Genomic DNA, 20152 nt, shown 5'->3' with positions numbered 1-20152 from the left:
GAGGGGCGGTCACTTGTAACGGATTCCGATGAGGCGTTGAAGGAGGATGAACGCGAAGAGCAGACCACCAATCACGATCTTGGTCCACCAGGAGTTGAGACTCCCGTCGAAGGTGATGAGGGTCTGGATCACGCCGAGGACCAGCACGCCCAGCACCGTGCCGAAGACGTAACCCGCGCCGCCGGTGAGCACCGTGCCACCGATGACGACGGCGGCAATGACGTCCAGCTCCATCCCCACGGCGATCAGCGGCGCGCCGGAGAGAGTGTAGAAGGACAGCAGGATCCCGCCGATGGCCGAGCACAGACCACTGATCGTGTAGACGGCGATCCGGGTCCGCCCCACCGGCAGGCCCATCAGCAGCGCCGACTGCGGGTTGCCGCCGATGGCGTACACGTTGCGGCCCAGCCGGGTGTAGGCCAGCGTGTACGCGGCGATGACGACCACCACGAAGGCGATCAGCACGCTGATCGACACGAAGTTGCCCCGGGGGTCCCCGATCCGCTCCTGCGACATCGAGGTCCAGAACCCGTCGGTGATCGGGATCGACGCGCCGGAGATGAAGGTGCACATGCCCCGGGCGAAGAACATCCCGGCGAGCGTGACGATGAACGGCTGGATCTCGAAGAAGTGGATGACGCAGCCCATCAACAGGCCGAGCGTCGGACCGATGAGCAGGGCGATGACCAGCACCAGCGCCGCCGGCATGCCGTCCTGCAGCAGCGCTGCCGACACCATCGCCGTCATGGCGACCACCGAACCGACCGACAGGTCGATGCCACCGGTGAGGATCACGAAGGTCATGCCCACCGCGACGACGAGCAGGAAGCCGTTGTCGATGAAGACGTTGAAGATGACCTGGACGTTGGAGAACGCCGTGTACTGCGAGACGCCGATGCCGTACATCACCAGCAGCAGGGCGAGCGTCGCCAGGACCGGTATCTGCTTCCTCGGCAGCCGGAACCGGGTCCGACCGGCGGCGGTAAGCGTTCCAGTGGTCATGCCGGCACCTGCTCCTTCGGCTTGTCGGCGATGGTGGCGGGCGGCGGGACGTTGCGCCTACGCCGGCTGAACCGGGCCCGGAAGGCCGGCGCCTGGATGAGGCAGACGGCGATGACGACGACCGCCTTGAACAGCAGCGAGGTCTGCGGCGAGATGTCCATGGCGTACACAGTGGTGGTCAGGGTCTGGATGATCAGCGCGCCGATGATCGTGCCACTCAGGAAGAACCGGCCGCCCGCGAGGGACGTACCGCCGATGACGACAGCGAGGATCGCGTCCAACTCGACCCAGAGGCCGGCGGCGTTGCCGTCGGCGCTGGAGACGTTGGCAGTCATCATGAAACCGGCGACCGCGGCACAGGCGGCGCTGATCACGTACGCGAGGAAGATGACCCGACCGGACCGGATGCCGGCGAGCCGGCTGGCCATGGCGTTGCCACCCACCGACTCGATGATCATGCCGAGTGCGGTGCGACGGGTGAACGCGGCGACCAGCAGGGCCGCGGCGAGCGCGATGAAGATGGCCAGCGGCAGTGTCAACGCGTGGCCCAGGCCGATCGCCCGGTACGGCTCGGAGTTGATGGTGATGATCTGACCCTCGGTGATCAGCTGGGCGAGACCCCGGCCGGCGACCATCAGGATCAGGGTGGCGATGATCGGTTGGATCCCGATGACGGCCACCAGCACCCCGTTCCAGGCGCCGAGCACCAGCGAGACACCCATCGCCATCGCGAGGGCGGTCACCACCACGCCAAGGCTGTTCTGGTCGGGCTGCTTGCTGATGTACATGCAGGCGATCGCGCCGCTGATCGCGCAGAGCGAGCCCACCGACAGGTCGATGCCGCCGGTGGAGATGACCAGGGTCATGCCCAGCGCGACGAGGATCAGCGGTGCGCTCAGCCGCAGGATGTCGATCGGCGTGCCGTACAGGTGCCCGTCCTTGAGCTCGATGGACAGGAAGCCGGGCCGGTAGATCGTGTTGGCGGCGAGCATGACGAACAGCACGGCGGCGGGCCAGAACAGCCGGTGACCGATCATCGTCCGATAGCGGCTCATGGTGTCGTTCATCGGTCTGCCTCCTCCCGGTGGGATCCGCTGGCGATGGTCTGCATGACGCGGTCGGCGTCCAGGCTCTCGTCGTTGGCGAGCTGCGCGACCATCTGCCGGTCCCGCATGACTGCCACCTTGTGGCTGAGGCGCAGCACCTCCTCCAGCTCGGCGGAGATGAACAGCACCGCCATTCCCCCGTCGGACAGCTGCGTCACGAGCTTCTGGATCTCGGTCTTCGCCCCGATGTCGATGCCCCGGGTCGGCTCGTCGAGGATCAGCAGCCGCGGCTCGGTGATCAGCCACCGGGCCAGCAGCACCTTCTGCTGGTTACCGCCGGAGAGGTTGCGTACCGGCACCTCCGGGTCGGCGGGCCGGATGTTGAGGGCCTTGACGTACTTGTCGACCAGCTCGTCCTGGCGGCGACGCGGAATGGGCCGCAGCCAGCCGCGGGCCGCCTGCATGGCGAGGATCATGTTCTCGCGGACCGACAGGTCCGCGACGATCCCCTCGGCCCGGCGGTTCTCCGAACAGAAGCCCACGCCGTGGTCGATGGCCTGCGCGGGGGTGCGCAGGCTGCTCGCCGTGCCGTCGATCGCCACCTGACCGCCGTCGGTGCGGTCGGCACCGAACAACAACCGCGCGACCTCGGTACGCCCCGAGCCCAGCAGGCCGGCCAGGCCCACCACCTCGCCGGCGTGGATGGTGAGGCTGAACGGCTCGACAGCACCCGCCCGACCGAAGTTCGACACCGCCACCAGGGGGGTGCCCTCCTCCAACGCGGCCAGGTCCCGCCGGGAGTGCTCCTCGATGCCCTCCAGGACGTCGAGCTCCTTGCCGATCATCTTCTCGACCAGGGAGAGCTGGGGCAGCTCGGTGGTGAGGTACTCGCCGACGAGCCCGCCGTTGCGCAGCACCGTGATCCGGTCGGAGATCTCGTAGACCTGGTCGAGGAAGTGGGTCACGAACAGGATCGCGATGCCCTCGTCGCGCAGTTGCCGCATGATGCGGAACAGCTGCGCCACCTCACCGGCGTCGAGGCTGGACGTCGGTTCGTCCAGGATCAGCACCCGAGCCTTGATGTCGATGGCGCGGGCGATGGCGACCATCTGCTGGATCGCCAGCGAGTACGAGCCGAGTGGCGCGCTGACGTCGAGGTCGAGGTCGAGGCTGGCCAGCAGGGCTCGGGCGCGGCGGCGAACCTCACCCCAACGGACGGCGCCGAAGACCCGGGGCTCACGGCCGATGAAGATGTTCTCCGCCACCGAGAGGTTGGTGCAGAGGTTGACTTCCTGGTAAACGGTGCTCACACCGGCGGCGGTCGCCTGCATCGGCCCGGTGAACGACACGGGCTCGCCGTCGAGGGTGATCGCGCCCTGGTCGGTGTCGTAGACGCCGGTGAGCACCTTGATGAGGGTGGACTTGCCGGCGCCGTTCTCGCCCATCAGGGCGTGCACCTCGCCGGGGAAGAGCCGGAAGTTGACGTCGTGGAGTGCACGCACCCCGGGGAAGGACTTGCTGATCCCGGTCATCGTCAGGACCGGACGGCTATCCGTCATCCCATCAGACCTCTTCTGGGTTGTCGACACGGAAGGGCCGCTACGCTCCCGCCACGCCCGCCCGGTCGCCCCTGGGGGCGCTCAGGCGGGCGTGGTACGGGGGTCGTCGCGGGCCAAGCCCGGTCCGTTTCGGGTAGGGAAGCGACGCGGCGGGGCCGCCACGCGAACGCGGCGGCCCCGTCGTCGATCAGTACTTACGGTTGGGCAGAGCTTCCTTGGCCTGCTCGGACGTGAAGGTGGTCTCCTCGGTCTCGATCCGAGTAGGCACCTCCTGGCCGGCCTTGACCTTCTTGGCCAGGTCCATCAGCTGCGGGCCGAGCAGCGGGCTGCACTCCGCGATGAAGTTGAACTTCCCGTCGGCGAGAGCCTGCATGCCGTCCTTGACAGCGTCGATCGTGATGATGGTGATGTCCTTGCCGGGCACCTTGCCGGCGGCGGTGATCGCCTCAAGCGCGCCCAGACCCATGTCGTCGTTGTGCGCGAACAGCACGTCGATCTTCGGGTTGGCCTTGAGGAACTGCTCCATGACCTGCTTGCCACCGGCCCGGGTGAAGTCGCCCGTCTGGGAGGCGATGACCTTCAGGTTCGGGTTGGCGGCGATCGCCTCGGCGAAGCCCTTCTTACGGTCGTTCGCGGGTGCCGCGCCCGTGCTGCCCTGCAGCTCGACGATGTTCACCGGGCCCGAGGCGGTCTTCTTCTGCTCGACCAGCCACTCACCGGCGAGCCGGCCCTCCTTGACGAAGTCCGAGCCGAGGAAGGTCTTGTACAGCGACTTGTCGGCCGAGTCCACCGAGCGGTCGGTCAGGATGACCGGGATGCCGGCGTCCTTGGCCTCCTTGAGCACGGTGTCCCACCCGGACTCCACCACCGGCGAGAAGGCGATCACGTCGACCTTCTGCTGGATGTAGTTGCGGATCGCCTTGATCTGGTTTTCCTGCTTCTGCTGCGCGTCGTCGAACTTCAGCTCGATTCCGGCTGCCGTGGCGGCCTCCTTGATCGAGATGGTGTTCGCGGTACGCCACCCGCTCTCCGCACCGACCTGGGAGAAGCCCATCGTGATCTTGCCGTCGTCCTTGGTGCCGCCGCCGCCGGTGTCGCTATTGCCGCAGGCCGCCACGCCGCCGACCAGCAGCACGCTGGCGAGGACCGCGGCAGCGCGCCACGGAGCGGACTGCGTTCGCATCTTTCCCATCGAATCTCCTTGGCTGGATGTGGTGGGTAACCGCGCCAACCGCCGAGGTGCGAAAGAGCGGCGTACGCGGGTGGTGCGTGCTGGTGCGTCGTGGTGCAGACCGACGGGTCCCGGGTTATCGGTGCAGGGTCAGGAGCCCGTCGGTGCGACTGGTTGCTGGCCGTAGACGTTCTGGTAGCGGTCGTAGAGCGAGTCGATGTCGGCCTGCGCCATCGGAACCGGCTGCCCGAGGGTGTGGGCCAGGTGCGCGGTACGGGCCACGTCCTCGCACATGACCGCCGCCTTGACCGCCGCGCGGGCGTCGCGGCCGATGGTGAACACGCCGTGGTTGCGCATCAGCACCGCTGGCGAGCGGTGCCCGGAGAGCGTGGCGACGATGCCCTTGCCGATGTCGTCACCACCGATCAGCGCGAACGGCCCGATCGGGATCTCCCCACCGAACTCGTCGGCCTGGGCGGTGAGGTGGCAGGGGATCGACTCCCCACACGCGGCCCAGGCGGTCGCGTACGAGCTGTGCGTGTGCACTACCCCACCGACCTCGGGCATGGCCCGGTAGACGTAGGCGTGGGCGGCGGTGTCGCTGGACGGGGCGAAGTCGCCCTCGACGAGAACACCGTCGAGGTCGCACACCACCATGGTGGCCGCGGTGAGGTCGTCGTAGCTCACCCCACTCGGCTTGATCACCATCAGGTCCTGGCCGGGGACCCGCGCGGAGACGTTGCCGGACGTCCAGGCGACCAGGTTGTACCGGGTCAGCTCAGCGTGCAGGCGGGCGACGGTCTCGCGCAGCTCGGCGATCTGTCGGGTCACCTCGGCGTTCACGCCACCACCTCCAGCGGGGCCTCGTGCGGGGTCGCGGCGGTCTCGACCGCCGCGTTGCGGATCGCCCGCAGTCGGAGCATGACGTCGTTGCCGCCACGTCCGAAGTGGTCGTGCAGCGCCCGGTACTCGGCGTAGAGGGCGTCGTAGGCGCTGGCCCGCTCGGGGTCCGGACGGTAGACGGCCTCGTGCACCCGACCCATGGCCTGCGACGCCTCGTGGATCGAGGGGAACTCACCGGCGGCGACGGCGGCGTGGATCGCCGAGCCGAGCGCCGGCCCCTGCGCCGAGGCGATGATGTTCAGCGGTCGCCTGGTCACGTCGGCGTAGATCTGCATCAGCAGCGCGTTGTTGGTCAGACCACCGGCGATCACCAGGTCGTTCACCGGAACTCCGGCGTCGACGAACGCCTCGATGATCATCCGGGTGCCGTACGCGGTGGACTCCAGCAGGGCCCGGTAGATGTCCGCTGGCCGGGTGGCCAGGGTCATGCCGACGATCATCCCGCTGAGGTCGTGGTTGACAAGCAGGGAACGGTTGCCGTTCCACCAGTCCAAGGCGATCAGGCCGTGCGCGCCGACGGGCTGACTCGCGGCCAGCTCGGTGAGGCGCTCGTGCGAGTCGACGCCGGCCGGGGCGGCGTGCTCGACGAACCAGCCGAAGATGTCGCCGACACCGCTCTGCCCAGCCTCGTAACCCCACGCGCCGGGGCTGATGCCGCCATCCACCACACCGCACATGCCGGCCACCTCGGCGACCTCCGCGCCGTTGACGACGTGGCAGGTCGAGGTGCCCATGATGGCGACCAGCCGACCGGGCTGCACCGCCTGCGCGGACGCCGCGGTGACGTGCGCGTCGACGTTGCCGACGGCCACCGCGATCCCCTCCGGCAGGCCGGTCCAGGCGGCGGCCTGGGCGGTGAGCGCGCCGGCCCTGGCCCCGAGGGGCAGCAACGGGCCGTCCAGCTTGGCCACGAAGTCGCCGAAGTTGGGGTTGAGCGCGGTCAGGAAGCCCTTGGAGGGGTACTGACCGTCCTGCAGGATGCCCTTGTAGCCGGCCGTGCAGACGTTGCGGGTCTCGGTGCCGCAGAGCTGCCAGACGATCCAGTCGGCCGCTTCGATGAAGCGCTCGGCCCGGTCGTAGACCTCCGGGTCCTCCTCCAGGATCTGCAGGCCCTTGGCGTACTGCCACTCGGCGGAGATCTTGCCGCCGTACCGGCCGATCCACGGCTCGGCCCGCTCATGGGCGAGCGCGTTGATCCGGTCGGCGTGCGGCTGCGCGGCGTGATGCTTCCACAGCTTGACCCAGGCGTGCGGTCGGTCGCGCAGCTCGGGGGTCTCGCACAGCGGGGTGCCATCGGCGAGCGTCGGCAGCACGGTGCAGGCGGTGAAGTCGATGCCTATGCCGACCACCGCCGCCGGGTCCACCCCCGCGGCGGACACCGCCGCCGGGACGGCGTAGCGCAGAACGTCGCGGTAGTCCTGCGGGTTCTGCAGGGCCCAGTCCGGGGGCAGCGTTCGACCTCCCGGAAGCGCCGTGCTGATAACGCCATCGCCGTACTCGTGCACCGCGGTCCCCAACTCGGCACCATCGCCGACACGGACCACCAGAGCTCGCCCGGACAGGGTGCCGTAATCGACACCGACGACGTAGCGGTCGTCAGCTCCGTCCACACGGTTCATGTTCACCTCCACCGTTAACGGGGATAGTGTTAACGCTCACATCCAGGCTCGTCAAGACATCTACCCGCAACAGCTCCGTAACGGAACGCGAAAGGCGCACGGACTCGGGAGGGTAGGTAGCGGACCGGTGCAAACCTCGACATTCCGCACTCAACTGCGGTAACCATCCGACGAATGGGGCCCGAGTCGGGTACGAGTGCCACCCGGAGACCCGTCGACCGGCGGGTGCGACAGGTCCAGTGCGCCGCACATTGCGACAACGCCGTCCGATAGCGACCACTTCTCCCCCGCCGATGATGGCAGCGATAACATTCCCGTGCCGTCGCGGTCGCGTGCTCGAATCGGCCAGGCTGCCATCGACGACCATGCGCGCTCCTGACTGGGCGCGCCGGAGGGGCGACACACCCGGCGTGAAGCCGGGCGGCAGCCCTGTGTTATCGATAACATTCAACGTCTTGGTGTGCCCGCGCCGCCCGGTCGACCCGTGCGTCCAACGGGGCGTCGCGCGGCCCCGAAGGCAAGATCTACTAGTGCGCGCCGGAGTCGCGGGGTCCGCGGCGGAGTGATCGGCCGACTTCACGAAATCCGAGTCGACCACGCGCCCGCGCCACCGACCCCGCCGCCCCACCACGCGCCCGCGCCACCGACCCCGCCGCCCGATCACACGCTCTCGCCGCCGGTCGCACGACGCCACGAGCCGGCGGCCCGACCCCTGTGGGCCGAGCCGCCGGCTCTCCGTTGCGGTGGTGACGAGACGCGCCGGTCGGATCAGGCCGTCCGGTTGCGGTTGTACAGGGCCTTGGCCCACAGGAAGCAGCCCACCGTGATGACGGCGCACCAGGCGACCGTGATGATCCCGTTGGCGCCGATCCCGGTACCCAGGAGCAGGCCGCGAAGGGTCTCCATGACGGGCGTGAAGGGCTGGTAGTCGGCGAACACCCGTACGGCGGTCGGCATGGAGTCGGTGGGGACGAACCCGCTGCCGAGGAACGGCAGGAGGATCAGCGGCATGGGCAGGTTGCTGGCCGTCTCGACACTGTCACTGACCAGACCGAGGGCGACGGACAGCCAGGTCAGCGCAAAGGTGATCATGGCGAGGACGCCGATCGCGGCGAGCCATTCGACAGGGTTGGCAGTGGGCCGGAACCCCACCAGCAGCGCCACGACGGTGACGGCCGCGAGGCTGAGCATGGTCTGGACCAGGCTGCCCAGCACGTGACCGGTCAGGACCGACGGTCGAAAGATCGACATCGTGCGGAACCGGGCGATGATCCCCTCGGTCATGTCCATCGCGACCGAGATGGCGGTGCCCTGCGCGGCGCTGACCACTGTGATGAGCAGGATGCCGGGGGTGACGTAGTTGGCGTACTGGGAACGGTCGCCGGACGGGCCGAGGCCGGCGCCGAGCGTGCCGCCGAAGACGTAGACGAAGAGCAGCAGGATGATGATCGGGATGCCGATGAGCAGGAACGTCATCGACGGGTACCGCCGCATGTGCAGCAGGTTGCGCCGCAGCATGGTGCTCGAGTCGCGGACGGCGAGGGAGAGGGTGCTCATCGCGCGGGAGCCCTTTCGTGGTCGGGTCGGTTGGCCCGGGTGTCGGGCTGACCGGTGAGGGTGAGGAAGACGTCGTCGAGGTCGGGGGTGTGCACGGAGAGGCCCGCCACGCTGATCGAGGCGCGGTCGAGCTGGTCGAGCAGGGATCGCAGCGACCCGACCCCGCCGTCATTCGGCACCTGGAGGGTGAGCGCCGCGTCGTCCCGGGTGGCGGCCTCGAACGTCCGGGCCGCCGAGTCGAGACCCTCCTGGTCGGCGAACTGCAGGACGACGTGGCCGCCCGGGATGAGCCGCTTGAGTTCGCGCGGCGTGCCCTCGGCGATCAACCGGCCGTGGTCGAGGAACGCCACCCGGTCGGCGAGCTGGTCGGCCTCCTCCAGGTACTGCGTGGTGAGCAGGATGGTCACGCCCTCGGCGGCGAGCGCGCGGATGATGTGCCACATTGCCCGGCGGCTGCGCGGGTCGAGGCCGGTTGTCGGTTCGTCGAGGAAGATGACGCGGGGCTCGCCGACCAGGGTCATCGCGAGGTCGAGCCGACGACGCATGCCGCCGGAGTACGTGGACACCGGCTTGCCCGCCGCGTCGGTCAGGTCGAACTGGTCGAGCAGGTCGGCGATCCGCCGCCGACCGGCGGCCCTCTCCAGGTGACACAGGTCGGCCATCAGGGTCAGGTTCTCCCGACCGGTGAGCAGGCTGTCGACGGCGGAGAACTGGCCGGTGACGCCGATCAGCGCGCGTACCGCGTCGGGTTCCCGGGTCAGGTCGTGGCCGAAGACGCGGGCGTCACCGCCGTCGGCGTCGATCAGGGTGGAGAGGATCTGCACTGTGGTGGTCTTGCCGGCGCCGTTCGGACCGAGCAGCGCGAAGATGGTGCCCTCGGTGATCATCAGGTCGATGCCGTTCAGCACGACCTTGTCGCCGTAGGACTTGCGCAGGTCGGTGGCGACGATCGCGGGGTTCATGGAGCTGGTCATGGTCTCCTCCTCTGTGGTCGGCGGGGCGGTGGGTCAGGCGCGGCGGATCATGATGTCGCCGTAGGAGGTGTTCGCCCGGACCTCGACCGTCTCGTCGGTCTGCGCCGGGCTGTCGGTCGACTCCAGCGCGTTGTGCACGCGGCCGTGCTTGGAACTGACGTCGAGCCAGGCGGCGGTCCCGCGACGGATGCCGACCTCGATCGCGCCGTAGGAGGTCTGTGCGTCGACAGCGCCGCGGGTGACCTCACCCAGCCGAAGGTTGCCGTAGGCGGTGCGCGCCGTCACCGAAGCCTGCGAGGCGTCCACCGTGATGTCGCCGTAGGCAGTGTTGATCCGGACGTCGCCACCGCTGCGGCCGATCCAGCAGTCGCCGGACGAGTTCTTGATCTCGGCGGTGCCGTCGACCGCGCCGATGCGCACCTTGCCGGACGAGGCCTTCACCCGGGCGGAGCCCAGTACACGCTCGACAGCAACCTCGCCGTGGCTGCTGTCGATCTCCAACGGCCCGGTCTCGTCGAGTCGGATGCCGCTGCCGGTCTTGATCCGGCACTCGCCGAGCCGACCCTCGCAGCGGAACGCCGCCCACGCCGCCTCGGCGTACACCCGTGACCCGGTCGGCACCTCGATCTGGACGTCGACCGACGGCCCGGGGCCGAACGCGTAGCGGCGCCAGCTCTTCGGCACCCGGATCACCAGTCGTCCGGCGGCGAACTCGACTGTGCTCTGTTCGGCGGCGCTCACGTCGGCCTTGCTCGACGGGTCGCGGGGCCGCACCGTCACCACGGTGTCGGTGCGGTCGCTCGCGGCGATCCAGGCATCGCCGATCGGCAGCTCGATCTGGACGGAAATCGGTTCTGGCGTCTCGAAAACAGGCATGGTGGTCTCCCGAAAGGTGGTCGGCGGAGGTCGCCGCTGGTCAGCGGCGTGGTGGTGGAAGGGGTACGGGGAGTTAGCGGGCCCAGCCGGTGAAGTGCTGGCCGGAGATCGGCTCCACCCGGCGGGATGGACGGCGCTGCGTGTCGCCCGTCCCGATGGCACCGGCGACGGCGCGCACGAGCCAGGCGTTGACCGACAGCCCGGCGCGGCCGGCGGCGTCCTCGACGCTGGCCTTCAGGTGGTCGGGGAGCCGCAGGTTGATCCGCGAGGTGCCGCCGTCGTCACCGTCGGGCGCGGTCACCGGCACCGACAGCGGTGGCGGGCCACTGGGCTCACTCGCCACCTCGACCGGCGGGCTGGCCGGCGTCACCACGAAGTCGGGCTCGCGCCCGCGCAACCGGACGTGCACCGAACCCGGCGCGAGGTCACGGGTGATCTCGTCGGCCGCGTCGGAGAGCGCTTCGAGCAGGGTGAGACGGGTGGCCGCCTCCAACTGCGCGAAGAGTCGCTCGGCCAGCGCCCGGGCCTCCGGGTCCACGCCCTCAGCGGCCACGGCGAACTCGTCACGCAGGTTCTCGACGTATGACCTCAGTTCCATGGCACCATGATGGCACCACTTTGGCTCACAATGCAACAGACGTGGCTCAGGAAGATGCCGCTACCTGGCTCCGCCGGGGTCAGCCGACTCTGACAGGTCGCCGAAGAGCCTCCGGACCAGATGATTCGCGTCCTCCTGGCTCAGCCCGGTGGCGACCAGGAGGTCACTGACTGTCGTCCGGACCTGTGCCACCACCACCGCGCCGGAGAAGCCGACGCCGTCCCGATAGGCGTGCCCAGCCGTCCGGACCGCCCGCAGCGCCTGCTCCCGGGCCCGGTTCGGCTCGGCGCCGGCGGCGAACTGCCGCTTGAGCAGGCGGACCGCCTCGGCGAGATCGGCCACCGCCGTCGGCAACGACTCCGGCACCGGCTCGCCGTCCTCGATGAGCGACACCGACCGTCGGATCAGGGTGCCGCTGTTGCGCACCGCCCGGTCGATCGGCTCCGCCGCCTGCGCGTAGCGGCCCACCGGCCCACGCCGTTGATGCCAGTACACGGGTGACAGGGTGCTCGCCTCCCGGGCGCCCTGGGTTGCCTCGACGAACGCCTTCAACCGGCCCGCGCTCTGCCGCAGCTCACCCCGGGCCGCACGGGCCCGAGCGGCATCCCGCTCGGTCAGTGCCTCGGCGGTGGCGTCGAGCTGGGTCGCGAGGAGATCCAACGCCGGCCGCGCGGCCCGGTTGAGCACCCGCAGCGGGTTCAACGGCAGCAACACGGCGGTGACCAGCAGCGCCACCCCTCCCCCGACGAGCGCGTCCACGAACCGGGGGATCTCCAGGTCCCGGACGGTCGGGCTGAGCGTGGCGATGAGCACCGCCGTCGCTCCCGCCTGGATGACCACCGCCGCGCTACCCGCGAGGAAGAGCGCGACGACGATGGCCAGCACGACGATCAGGGCGAGTTGCCACCACCCGGTGCCGATCACCAGGAGGAGCAGGTCGCCGATCAGCACCCCGACGGTGACACCGATGATCAGCTCGACGGTGCGACGCAACCGCTGGCCGACTGACGCGGCGAGGGTCGAGACGGCGGAGATCGGCGCGAAGACCGGCTGCGACACATGCAGCAGCGAATGCGCCACCAGCCAGGACAACGCCGCGGCCAGGCCGGCCTGTAGGGCGAGGCCGCCGATGGTTCGGACCCGACGGATCCGGTCGCGCAACGCGACCACCAAGCGGTCCCCCCACCGGGCGACGGTCGACGGGCCCGCGTCCGCTCCGCGCCGACCGGCAGCGACCATGGCGGCACCTACCCCGCCACGACCGGATCAATCATCGCCGGCACGGCCCGGCCGTCCTCAGCGCGAGGCGAGGGTCTTCTCGGCGTACGCCCAGAGCCGGTCGGCCGCAGCCGGGTCCAGCGCGTGGGCGGCGACTCCGCCGGTGGCGTCGGGGCCACCGGGAATGACCTCGGCCTCCTGGTTGTCGTCGAAGTACCGGCCGCCGACGCCGTCGAGCAGGGGTGAGCCGGCGAGCAGCACTGTGGTCGACGCGCCCTGGTCGGGCTTCTTGTAGTACTCCGCCTCGATGAGGTTGCCCGCTTCGTCCATCGCGCCCATCGCGCGCATCGTGTCGTCGTCGATGTGGCGCTGGAGGTTGGTGAAGATGTACCCGGGGTTGAGGGCGTTCGCGGTGATCCCGTCCCTCTCCCACTGGCGGGTGATGCCGACCGCGAGCAGGACCTCCGCGGTCTTCGACTGGCCGTAGGCCGACCACGGGTCGTAGGGGCGCCGCTCGAACTGCGGGTCGTCGAAGTCGAACGGCGCGGCAAGGTGTGCCCCGGAGCTGACCATCACGACCCGGGCCGCGTGGGCGGCCCGCAGGCTGTCGTGCAGGCCCCGGGCCAGCGCGAAGTGGCCGAGGTGGTTCGTCGCGAGCTGGAGTTCCCAGCCCACGGCGGTCAGTTGGCGGGTCGGGATCGCCATGATTCCGGCGTTGGCCACCAGCACGTCGAGCGGGCCCTGCCAGGCCGCGACGAAGGCGTCGACCGACGCCAGGTCGGAGAGATCGAGGGCGGACGACCGGACCGTGCCAGGTCTGGCACCGGTGGCGAACTCCTCGGCGAGCCGGTCGGCCGCCCGCGGATTCCGGGTCGCGATGGTGACCTCGGCGCCGGCCCCGGCCAGCGCGCGCACCGTCTCCACGCCGATGCCGGAGGCACCCCCGGTGACGATCATCCGGCGTCCGGTGAGGTCGACACCGTCGAGGACCTCGGCGGCGGTGGTGCGGGCGTTGAACGGGGTGGTGAGGCGTGCGTTCGCTGTCATGAAACCCAGGCTACGAACGCTCGGACCGGACTGCCTATAGTCTGGGGTCCTTCATACTTTCGTGAGCGTCCAGAAAAGGTGGGGATGGATCCGCTGGAGGATGTGCTGGCCCTGCTCGGCGCGACGAGCCACGTCTCCGCCGGCCTGGTCGGGGGCGGACGCTGGGCCGTGGGTTTCGACCCTCCCGCCGGGGCCAAGTTCAACGCCGTCCGGCGGGGCCGATGCTCGCTACGGGTCGACGGCCACGCCGAGCCGATCAACCTCGGTACGGGCGACTGCTTCCTGCTGACCCGACCGGCGGCCTACACCCTCTTCAGCGACCCCGATGTGCCGGTCCAGCCCGCGTACCCGATCTTCGCCGCCGCCACCGACGGTGTGGCGCACGTCGGCGACGGTGACGACGTGTTCCTCATTGGCGGTGCCTTCACCCTGGGCGGACGGGCGCGCAGCCTCCTGCTGGACAACCTCCCGCCGGTCATCCACGTCCCCGCCGACACCCCGGAGGCCGGTACCGTCCGGTGGGCCCTCGGCGAGATCGACGAGGAACTGCGGTCCACGCGACTCGGCTCCCACCTCGTCGCCGAGCACCTGGCGCTGGTCCTGCTGATCCGAGTCCTGCGGCTGCACCTGGCCCGCGACGAACAGCCCACCACCGGGTGGCTGGCCGGCCTCACCGACCCGGTTGTCGCCCCCGCGCTACGCGTGATGCACGCGCGACCCGCGCACGGGTGGACGGTGGACGAGGTCGCCCGCGCGGCCACCGTCTCCCGGTCGACGCTGGCGGCCCGATTCAAGAGGGTCGTCGGGGTGGGCCCACTGGAGTATCTGACCGGGTGGCGGATCGAACTCGCGGCCGACCGCATCCGGCACAGCTCCGACACTGTCGCCACCATCGCCCAGGCCGTCGGGTACGGCTCGGAGAGCGCGCTCAGCGTGGCCTTCAAGCGCACCACCGGCCTCTCGCCACGCGCCTACCGCACCGAGCTGGCGAAGGCGGGCCGGAACGACGTACCCGAACCGACAGTGACCGCCGGTCGAGCACGGCTTGGGCGGTAGCGCCCCACCCGGCCGAGATTGAGGGCAGCCGGATCGGGTAGACCCGGCTCTGCAGCCCCGAGCGTGACGTCGGGCCGGATCGCGGGACGAGGGCTGCGAGACGCCTCGGGGGGACGTCGGATGGATCAGCGCGGTTGAGCGGGCCGGACGACTCCGGCAACGTCGTGGAGCTGCGGGTGCACGGGGTCTCCGGCGCGAGCGCCGCACAGGTGCTGGACCTGCAACAGATCGGGCAGGTCGCCGGTGACCGCAGTGGCGGGTTCTACCGGCCGCGCCCCCCGTACTCGGACAGCACCGGCGCGCACGGTGTGACGCTTGAGGCGTACCGCTGGGGTGATCTGCCCTCCGGAACCGTGGCCCGCACCCTGGCGGTGGTGTTCCTGCTCCCCTTCATGCTGGTCAACGTCGCGATCTGGATGCGCCCGGCGAACCCCGGGTCGGAGGCGGCGGTCAAGTCCCTGTGCCGGGTGCTGGCGCTCACGCTCACCGTGCTCTACGTGCTCGCCGTCGCCGGTGTCGCCCTGGATCTCGTCGGTTGGCAGTGCCTGGCCTCGCCGGACTGCCACGCCGGACGCAGTTGGTTGTCCTGGCTGAGTGGGCGGCCGGTCGGCCTGCGGTTGGCGGTGCTCGCGCTGGTCCCGGTCGCCGCGATCGGCCTGATCTGGCGGGTCAGCTGCCGTCCGGGGCGGACCTTCGAGGCGTTTCGCGCACCCGACCAGGGCAGCGCCGCGCCCCGGCTCGGCACCGTCGGCCAGTGGGACGCCGAGCCGCTGGTGGGGCGGTTACGCGCCATCCACGTCGCCGCGGCGTTCGCGACGCTGGACCTCGTCCTGCTCCTGGCCCAGGGCGCGAACGACGCGTCAGCGGCCACGCTCGCGCTGACGGCGATCACGGGGGTGATCCTGACGGGGTGCGTGGGGCTGCTCTGCACACCACCGCTGATGGACCGGTCCCCCGGCGACCGGCGGCTCGACCGGATCACCGGCACCCTCCGGAACGCTGCCATCATCCTGACCGTGGTCGTCGTGGCACACGTGCCGACCAGTTCACGGCCGTGGTCGCAGCAGCACGGGCTTCCCGGCTACGACCGGACCCTGACCGGTCTGTTCGCAGCTCAGACGACACTGTTGGCCGCCCTGGGCGTGGTGCTGCTCTGGCACCGGCGCCGGGAACGCGGCGCCACCCCGCTGTTCGGGCTGGGCGCTCTCGTTGTCGTCGCCACCGGGATCAGCATTGCGGTGGCGTACTCCGCCGAGCTGGTCTACCGGGTGGCGGACTTCCTGGATCGCGACGTGCCGACCGAGGAGGGCATCGCCACCGGACCACCTGCGGCCTACACCTGGGCGATCCACGGCTTCTTCCGCGCATTGTTGGGCACCGCGATCGTCGCCGGTCTCGTCATCCTGCTCTCCCGCCGGAGTCGACGCCGGGCCGCGGCGGCGATCGTCGCGCGCGACTTCCCCAACCCGCCGGCCGGCGCAGGACCCCGACTGGGGCAGGTCCGAGACGCGATAGCCCGGGCTCGCTTCACCGAGAAGCTGATGCCGTTGGCAGTGGTCTACAGCTGCCTCGCCGGACTCGGCACGGCCACCACCACGATCGGCCTGCTCGCGCACCTCCCGGGCGACCTCATCGAGCCGAACATCGGGTTGCCGGCGGCGGCGGTCACGTTCAGCATCGCGTTCGGTAGCTGGGTGATCGCGGCGATCATCCTCGGTCTGATCATCGGTGGAATCTTCGCGTACCGGACCGAGCCGTACCGCCGACACGTCGGCGTCCTCTGGGACCTCGGCACCTTCTGGCCCCGGGCCGCCCACCCGTTCGCGCCGCCCTGCTACTCGGAACGGGCCGTGCCGGAACTGGCCCGCCGAATCACCTACCTCGTCGAGCGCGGCGACGCGGTGCTGCTCACCGGGCACAGCCACGGCTCGGTTCTGCTCGCCGCCACGGTGCTCCAACTGCCACCGCAGGTCGGCGCCCGGATCGCCCTGCTCACCCACGGATCCCCGCTGCGCCGCCTCTACGCACGGCTCTTCCCCGCGTACGTCGACGACGCGGCACTGTACGAGATCGGCCGGCGGGTGGGTTGGCGCTGGGTGAACCTGTGGCGCGACACCGACCCCATCGGTGGCTGGATCTTCTCGCCGCATTCCGCACCCGAGCCGGCCACCACCGGCGACCCGGCCGCCGCTGTGGATCGTCGACAGCGTGACCCCTGTGACGTGGTGGCACCCCCAGGGGACAGCGTCGCCCCACCCATCCACGGGCACTGGCCGGGCGAGTCCGACGAGCCGTTCACCGAGGCGGTAGAGGAGTTGGTGCGGCGCCTCGGTGGACGGGTCGGTCCGCCCGGGACGCCGGGGTAGCGGGCCGGCTCAGTGCCCCCGGCCCGCCCGGGTACGCCAGTCGTCCAGGGCGGTGCCGGCGAGGCGGGCATCGTCGGCCGGGACGAGCGAGCGTTCGCCCAGCTTGGCGCCGAAGTACCGGGCGTCGGGGTCGGCCACCACCGACCGAGGGTCCTGTGTGTCGGCGAGGAGGGATCGACCCAGTTCGTCGAGGCGGAACTGCTCCGGGCCGGCGACCTCGACCACTGAGTTCGTCGGCGCGCCGAGCGCGACCTCGCAGACCGTGGCCGCGACGTCGTCAGCGGCCATCGGCTGGATGAGCACCGGCGCGAGGTGCACGGTGTCGCCGTCCGTGGCGGTGTCGATGATGCCCTGAAGGAACTCGAAGAACTGGGTGGCGTGCACCACCGAGTACGGAAGTCCGGACGCGACGATGAGCTTCTCCTGGGCGACCTTCGCGCGCATGTACCCGCTGTCCGGGATCCGGTCGCACCCCACGATGGAGAGCGCCACGTAGTGGTTCACCCCGGCGTCCGACGCGGCGGCGAGGAGCGTCCGGGTCGAGGTCTCGAAGAACTCCAGTACGGCGGCGTCCTCGAACGACGGCGAGTTCGACACGTCGACGACGACCTCGGCGTCGGTGAGCGCATCGGCAACTCCCTCGCCGGTCAGGGTGTTCACGCCGGTCTTCGGAGATGCCGGCACCGCCTCGTGGCCCTGGGCGGCGAGGCGATCCACGAGCTTGGAACCGATGAGGCCGCTGCCCCCGATGACGACGATCTTCATGGTCGCACCACGTCCTGTCTGCACTGGGTTGAATCGTGCTGCCAACCAGTAAGACGGAAAGCGTGCACAGATGCAGGACAATGCCGGAGAAAGCTCGACGGAGATGAGGAGGTCGACGTGACCACCGTGTCCCACCCGGTGTTCGCCCGGGTCTACGAGCGGCTCAGCGTCGCCATGGACCGTGCCGGCACGGCGGCGTTCCGGCGGGACCTGGTCGCCGGCCTCTCCGGCCGGGTGATCGAGATCGGCGCGGGCAACGGGCGGATGTTCGCCCACTACCCGCCGGGGGTGACCCAGGTCCTCGCGGTCGAGCCGGAGCGGCGTCTGCGTGCCGCTGCCGAGCGCGCCGCGTCGAGCGCGCCGGTCCCGGTCACTGTCGTCGACGGCCTGGCCGAGGCGCTGCCTGTCGGGAACGGCGAGTTCGACGCGGCGGTGGTCGCGTTGGTGTTGTGCACAGTGCCCGATCAGGCGAGCGCGTTGGCCGAGATCAGCCGGGTGCTGCGCCCCACAGGCCAGGTGCGGTTCTTCGAGCACGTGGCCGCCGAGGAGGCCACCGGTCTGCACCGCGCCCAACGACTCCTCGACGCCACGCTGTGGCCGAAGCTGTTCGCCGGCTGCCACACCAACCGCGACACCGTCGCCGCCATCGGCGCGGCCGGCTTCGAGGTGGAGCAGCTGCGCAGGTTCCGTTTCCCGGCCACCAGTAACAGCCCCTCCTCCCCCTGCGTCCTCGGCCGCGCGATCAGGCCGGTCCCGGCCACCCGCCGGTAGGCCGAGGTTCGCTCGACCGCCTGGGCGCACCCGCCCGCCTGTCACGGAAGCGGCGAACACGAACGCGAGGGTCGGTCCAATTCAGATAGATGCCCGTCGGCTATTGTCCCGTTTTGCTCTTATTTGAACACCTGACGTGATGTGGTAATCAGCGCGCTTCTCGGCGCTATACAGGCCGTATCACGCAGGACGCCACTCGCTGGACGTCTCCTGCGAGTAGTTACCCACGGAGGGTGTTCTGTGACAGCTAAACCCAAACACTGGCTACGGCGGCCGGTCGTCCTGCCGTCGCTCGCGGCTGGCGCAGCCGCCACAGTTGCAGCCAGCCTGCTGCTCTTCAGCTCGACCGCCGCCAACGCGCAGGAGGCACCGGTCAACCTGGGGACGGCGGCCGACTTCTCCGTCCTGGCCGGAGCGGAGCCGACCAACACCGGTCCCAGCTTCCTGGCCCAGAGCCTCGGGCGGTTCCCCGGAAACACCGCGGCCGGCTTCGGTACGGCGACCATCGGCGGCGAGGTACACCTCGGCGACGCGGTCGCGCTCCAGGCTCAGAGCGACCTGACCATCGCCTTCAACGACGCCGCCGGCCGGACCCCGTTCACCAACCTCCCGGCGGAGCTGGGTGGCAACACGCTCAACGAAGGGGTCTACCGGATCGGGGCCGCCCAACTGACCGGACCGTTGACGCTCAACGGCCAGGGTGACCCGTCGGCCGTGTTCATCTTCCAGGTCGACTCCTCGCTGACAACGGCGTCGAACAGCAGCGTGGTCCTGATCAATGGGGCTTCGGCCTGCAACGTGTTCTGGAAGATCGGCAGCTCGGCGACGATCGGCACCGGCACCACCTTCGTGGGCACCATCATGGCTCAGGCCGCGATCACGATGGCCACGGGCGCGACCCTTCAGGGCCGCGCGCTGGCGCGCACCGCCGCCGTCACCCTCGACACCAACGTCATCACCGCGCCGATCTGCGCCGGGCCGACGGGCCCGCCCGGACCGACCGGCCCGCCCGGGCCCACCGGTCCGCCCGGCCCGTCCGGTAGCCCTGGCGCACCCGGCAGTCCAGGGGCACCTGGCAGTCCAGGGGCACCCGGCAGTCCAGGAGCGCCTGGCAGCCCCGGCGCACCCGGTAGCCCGGGAGCGCCCGGCAGCCCGGGAGCGCCTGGCAGCCCGGGAGCGCCTGGCGCACCAGGTAGCCCGGGAGCGCCCGGAGCGCCCGGCAGCCCCGGAGCACCTGGGGCGCCCGGCAGCCCCGGAGCACCTGGTCCGTCCGGGCCCCCCGGAGCACCTGGAGCACCAGGCAGCCCTGGCGCACCCGGTCAACCTGGTGGCGGCGGCAAGCAACCCATCCTGCCTGTCACCGGCAGCGGTGCGGTCCCGGCCCTGACCGGCGTCGGGAGTGTGATGGTCGTGCTGGGCGCGTTCGCGTTCTTCCTGGCCCGGCGTCGACGCCTGGAGTCCTGATCGGTGGCCCGGCCGGTGTGATCCCGGCCGGGCCACGTCACGTCGTCGGCCCGCTCCCCACCGGGAGCCACGCTGCTGCTGGTGGCCAACGTGGGGCCGGTCAACCTGCTTGCCGGCTTCCTGACCACCGCCGCCCGGCTGCTCTCCACCGGGCTGGTCG

17 protein-coding genes are annotated in these 20152 nt (G+C 70.3%); 4 read left to right on the top strand and 13 right to left on the bottom strand.

What is annotated here, in order from left to right:
* Positions 1-9: 9 nt before the first annotated feature.
* The 12 genes from yjfF to AB0B98_RS05555 form a co-directional block, all read right to left on the bottom strand.
* The gene (gene yjfF / locus AB0B98_RS05610; protein ID WP_238669240.1) at positions 10-1002 is read right to left on the bottom strand and encodes a galactofuranose ABC transporter, permease protein YjfF; all 993 of its coding nucleotides are present in this window, start codon (positions 1000-1002) and stop codon (positions 10-12) included.
* Entirely contained in the window at positions 999-2069 is a 1071-nt protein-coding gene (locus tag AB0B98_RS05605) for an ABC transporter permease (protein WP_238669239.1), read from the bottom strand. The genes yjfF and AB0B98_RS05605 overlap by 4 nt, the downstream gene beginning before the upstream one ends.
* Positions 2066-3607, bottom strand: coding sequence for a sugar ABC transporter ATP-binding protein (locus AB0B98_RS05600; protein ID WP_357361154.1), 1542 nt, complete (start codon positions 3605-3607; stop codon positions 2066-2068). Before AB0B98_RS05600 ends, AB0B98_RS05605 begins: the two co-directional genes overlap by 4 nt.
* Positions 3608-3794: 187 nt before the next feature.
* On the bottom strand, positions 3795-4790 hold the full coding sequence (locus AB0B98_RS05595) for an ABC transporter substrate-binding protein (protein ID WP_357361395.1): 996 nt from the start codon (positions 4788-4790) through the stop codon (positions 3795-3797).
* A gap of 138 nt (positions 4791-4928) precedes the next feature.
* Positions 4929-5621: an L-ribulose-5-phosphate 4-epimerase gene (locus AB0B98_RS05590; RefSeq protein WP_238669237.1), complete on the bottom strand. Its 693-nt coding sequence runs from the start codon at positions 5619-5621 to the stop codon at positions 4929-4931.
* Positions 5618-7300, bottom strand: coding sequence for a ribulokinase (araB, locus tag AB0B98_RS05585; protein ID WP_238669236.1), 1683 nt, complete (start codon positions 7298-7300; stop codon positions 5618-5620). Before araB ends, AB0B98_RS05590 begins: the two co-directional genes overlap by 4 nt.
* Before the next feature lie 768 nt (positions 7301-8068).
* Entirely contained in the window at positions 8069-8857 is a 789-nt protein-coding gene (locus AB0B98_RS05580) for an ABC transporter permease (RefSeq protein WP_238669235.1), read from the bottom strand.
* Positions 8854-9831: an ATP-binding cassette domain-containing protein gene (locus AB0B98_RS05575; RefSeq protein WP_357361153.1), complete on the bottom strand. Its 978-nt coding sequence runs from the start codon at positions 9829-9831 to the stop codon at positions 8854-8856. The genes AB0B98_RS05580 and AB0B98_RS05575 overlap by 4 nt, the downstream gene beginning before the upstream one ends.
* 33 nt (positions 9832-9864) lie before the next feature.
* Entirely contained in the window at positions 9865-10707 is an 843-nt protein-coding gene (locus AB0B98_RS05570; protein ID WP_238669233.1) for a DUF4097 family beta strand repeat-containing protein, read from the bottom strand.
* Positions 10708-10780: 73 nt separating this feature from the next.
* Positions 10781-11305: a hypothetical protein gene (locus AB0B98_RS05565; RefSeq protein WP_238669232.1), complete on the bottom strand. Its 525-nt coding sequence runs from the start codon at positions 11303-11305 to the stop codon at positions 10781-10783.
* Between the two features lie 60 nt (positions 11306-11365).
* Entirely contained in the window at positions 11366-12544 is a 1179-nt protein-coding gene (locus AB0B98_RS05560) for an FUSC family protein (protein ID WP_357361152.1), read from the bottom strand.
* A 57-nt stretch (positions 12545-12601) separates the two neighbouring features.
* Complete coding sequence (locus AB0B98_RS05555; RefSeq protein ID WP_357361151.1) at positions 12602-13570, bottom strand: SDR family NAD(P)-dependent oxidoreductase; 969 nt, start codon at positions 13568-13570, stop codon at positions 12602-12604.
* Positions 13571-13654: 84 nt separating this feature from the next.
* Here AB0B98_RS05555 and AB0B98_RS05550 point away from each other — a divergent pair, with 84 nt between their 5' ends.
* Both AB0B98_RS05550 and AB0B98_RS05545 read left to right on the top strand, forming a co-directional pair.
* Complete coding sequence (locus tag AB0B98_RS05550) at positions 13655-14626, top strand: AraC family transcriptional regulator (protein ID WP_357283182.1); 972 nt, start codon at positions 13655-13657, stop codon at positions 14624-14626.
* Between the two features lie 134 nt (positions 14627-14760).
* Positions 14761-16992: a hypothetical protein gene (locus AB0B98_RS05545; RefSeq protein ID WP_357361150.1), complete on the top strand. Its 2232-nt coding sequence runs from the start codon at positions 14761-14763 to the stop codon at positions 16990-16992.
* Between the two features lie 9 nt (positions 16993-17001).
* Here AB0B98_RS05545 and AB0B98_RS05540 read toward each other — a convergent pair whose 3' ends face one another.
* Entirely contained in the window at positions 17002-17757 is a 756-nt protein-coding gene (locus AB0B98_RS05540; protein WP_357361149.1) for an SDR family oxidoreductase, read from the bottom strand.
* Between the two features lie 117 nt (positions 17758-17874).
* Between AB0B98_RS05540 and AB0B98_RS05535 the strand changes: the two genes are divergently transcribed.
* Both AB0B98_RS05535 and AB0B98_RS05530 read left to right on the top strand, forming a co-directional pair.
* Positions 17875-18528, top strand: a complete 654-nt coding sequence (locus tag AB0B98_RS05535) for a methyltransferase domain-containing protein (RefSeq protein WP_357361148.1) — start codon at positions 17875-17877, stop codon at positions 18526-18528.
* 240 nt (positions 18529-18768) lie between these two features.
* Positions 18769-19992: an ice-binding family protein gene (locus AB0B98_RS05530; RefSeq protein ID WP_357361147.1), complete on the top strand. Its 1224-nt coding sequence runs from the start codon at positions 18769-18771 to the stop codon at positions 19990-19992.
* Positions 19993-20152: the final 160 nt, after the last annotated feature.

The sequence above is a fragment of the Micromonospora sp. NPDC048947 genome, assembly GCF_040649495.1.
Classification (GTDB): domain Bacteria; phylum Actinomycetota; class Actinomycetes; order Mycobacteriales; family Micromonosporaceae; genus Micromonospora; species Micromonospora alfalfae.
This window is presented reverse-complemented; position numbering and strand designations above follow the sequence as displayed.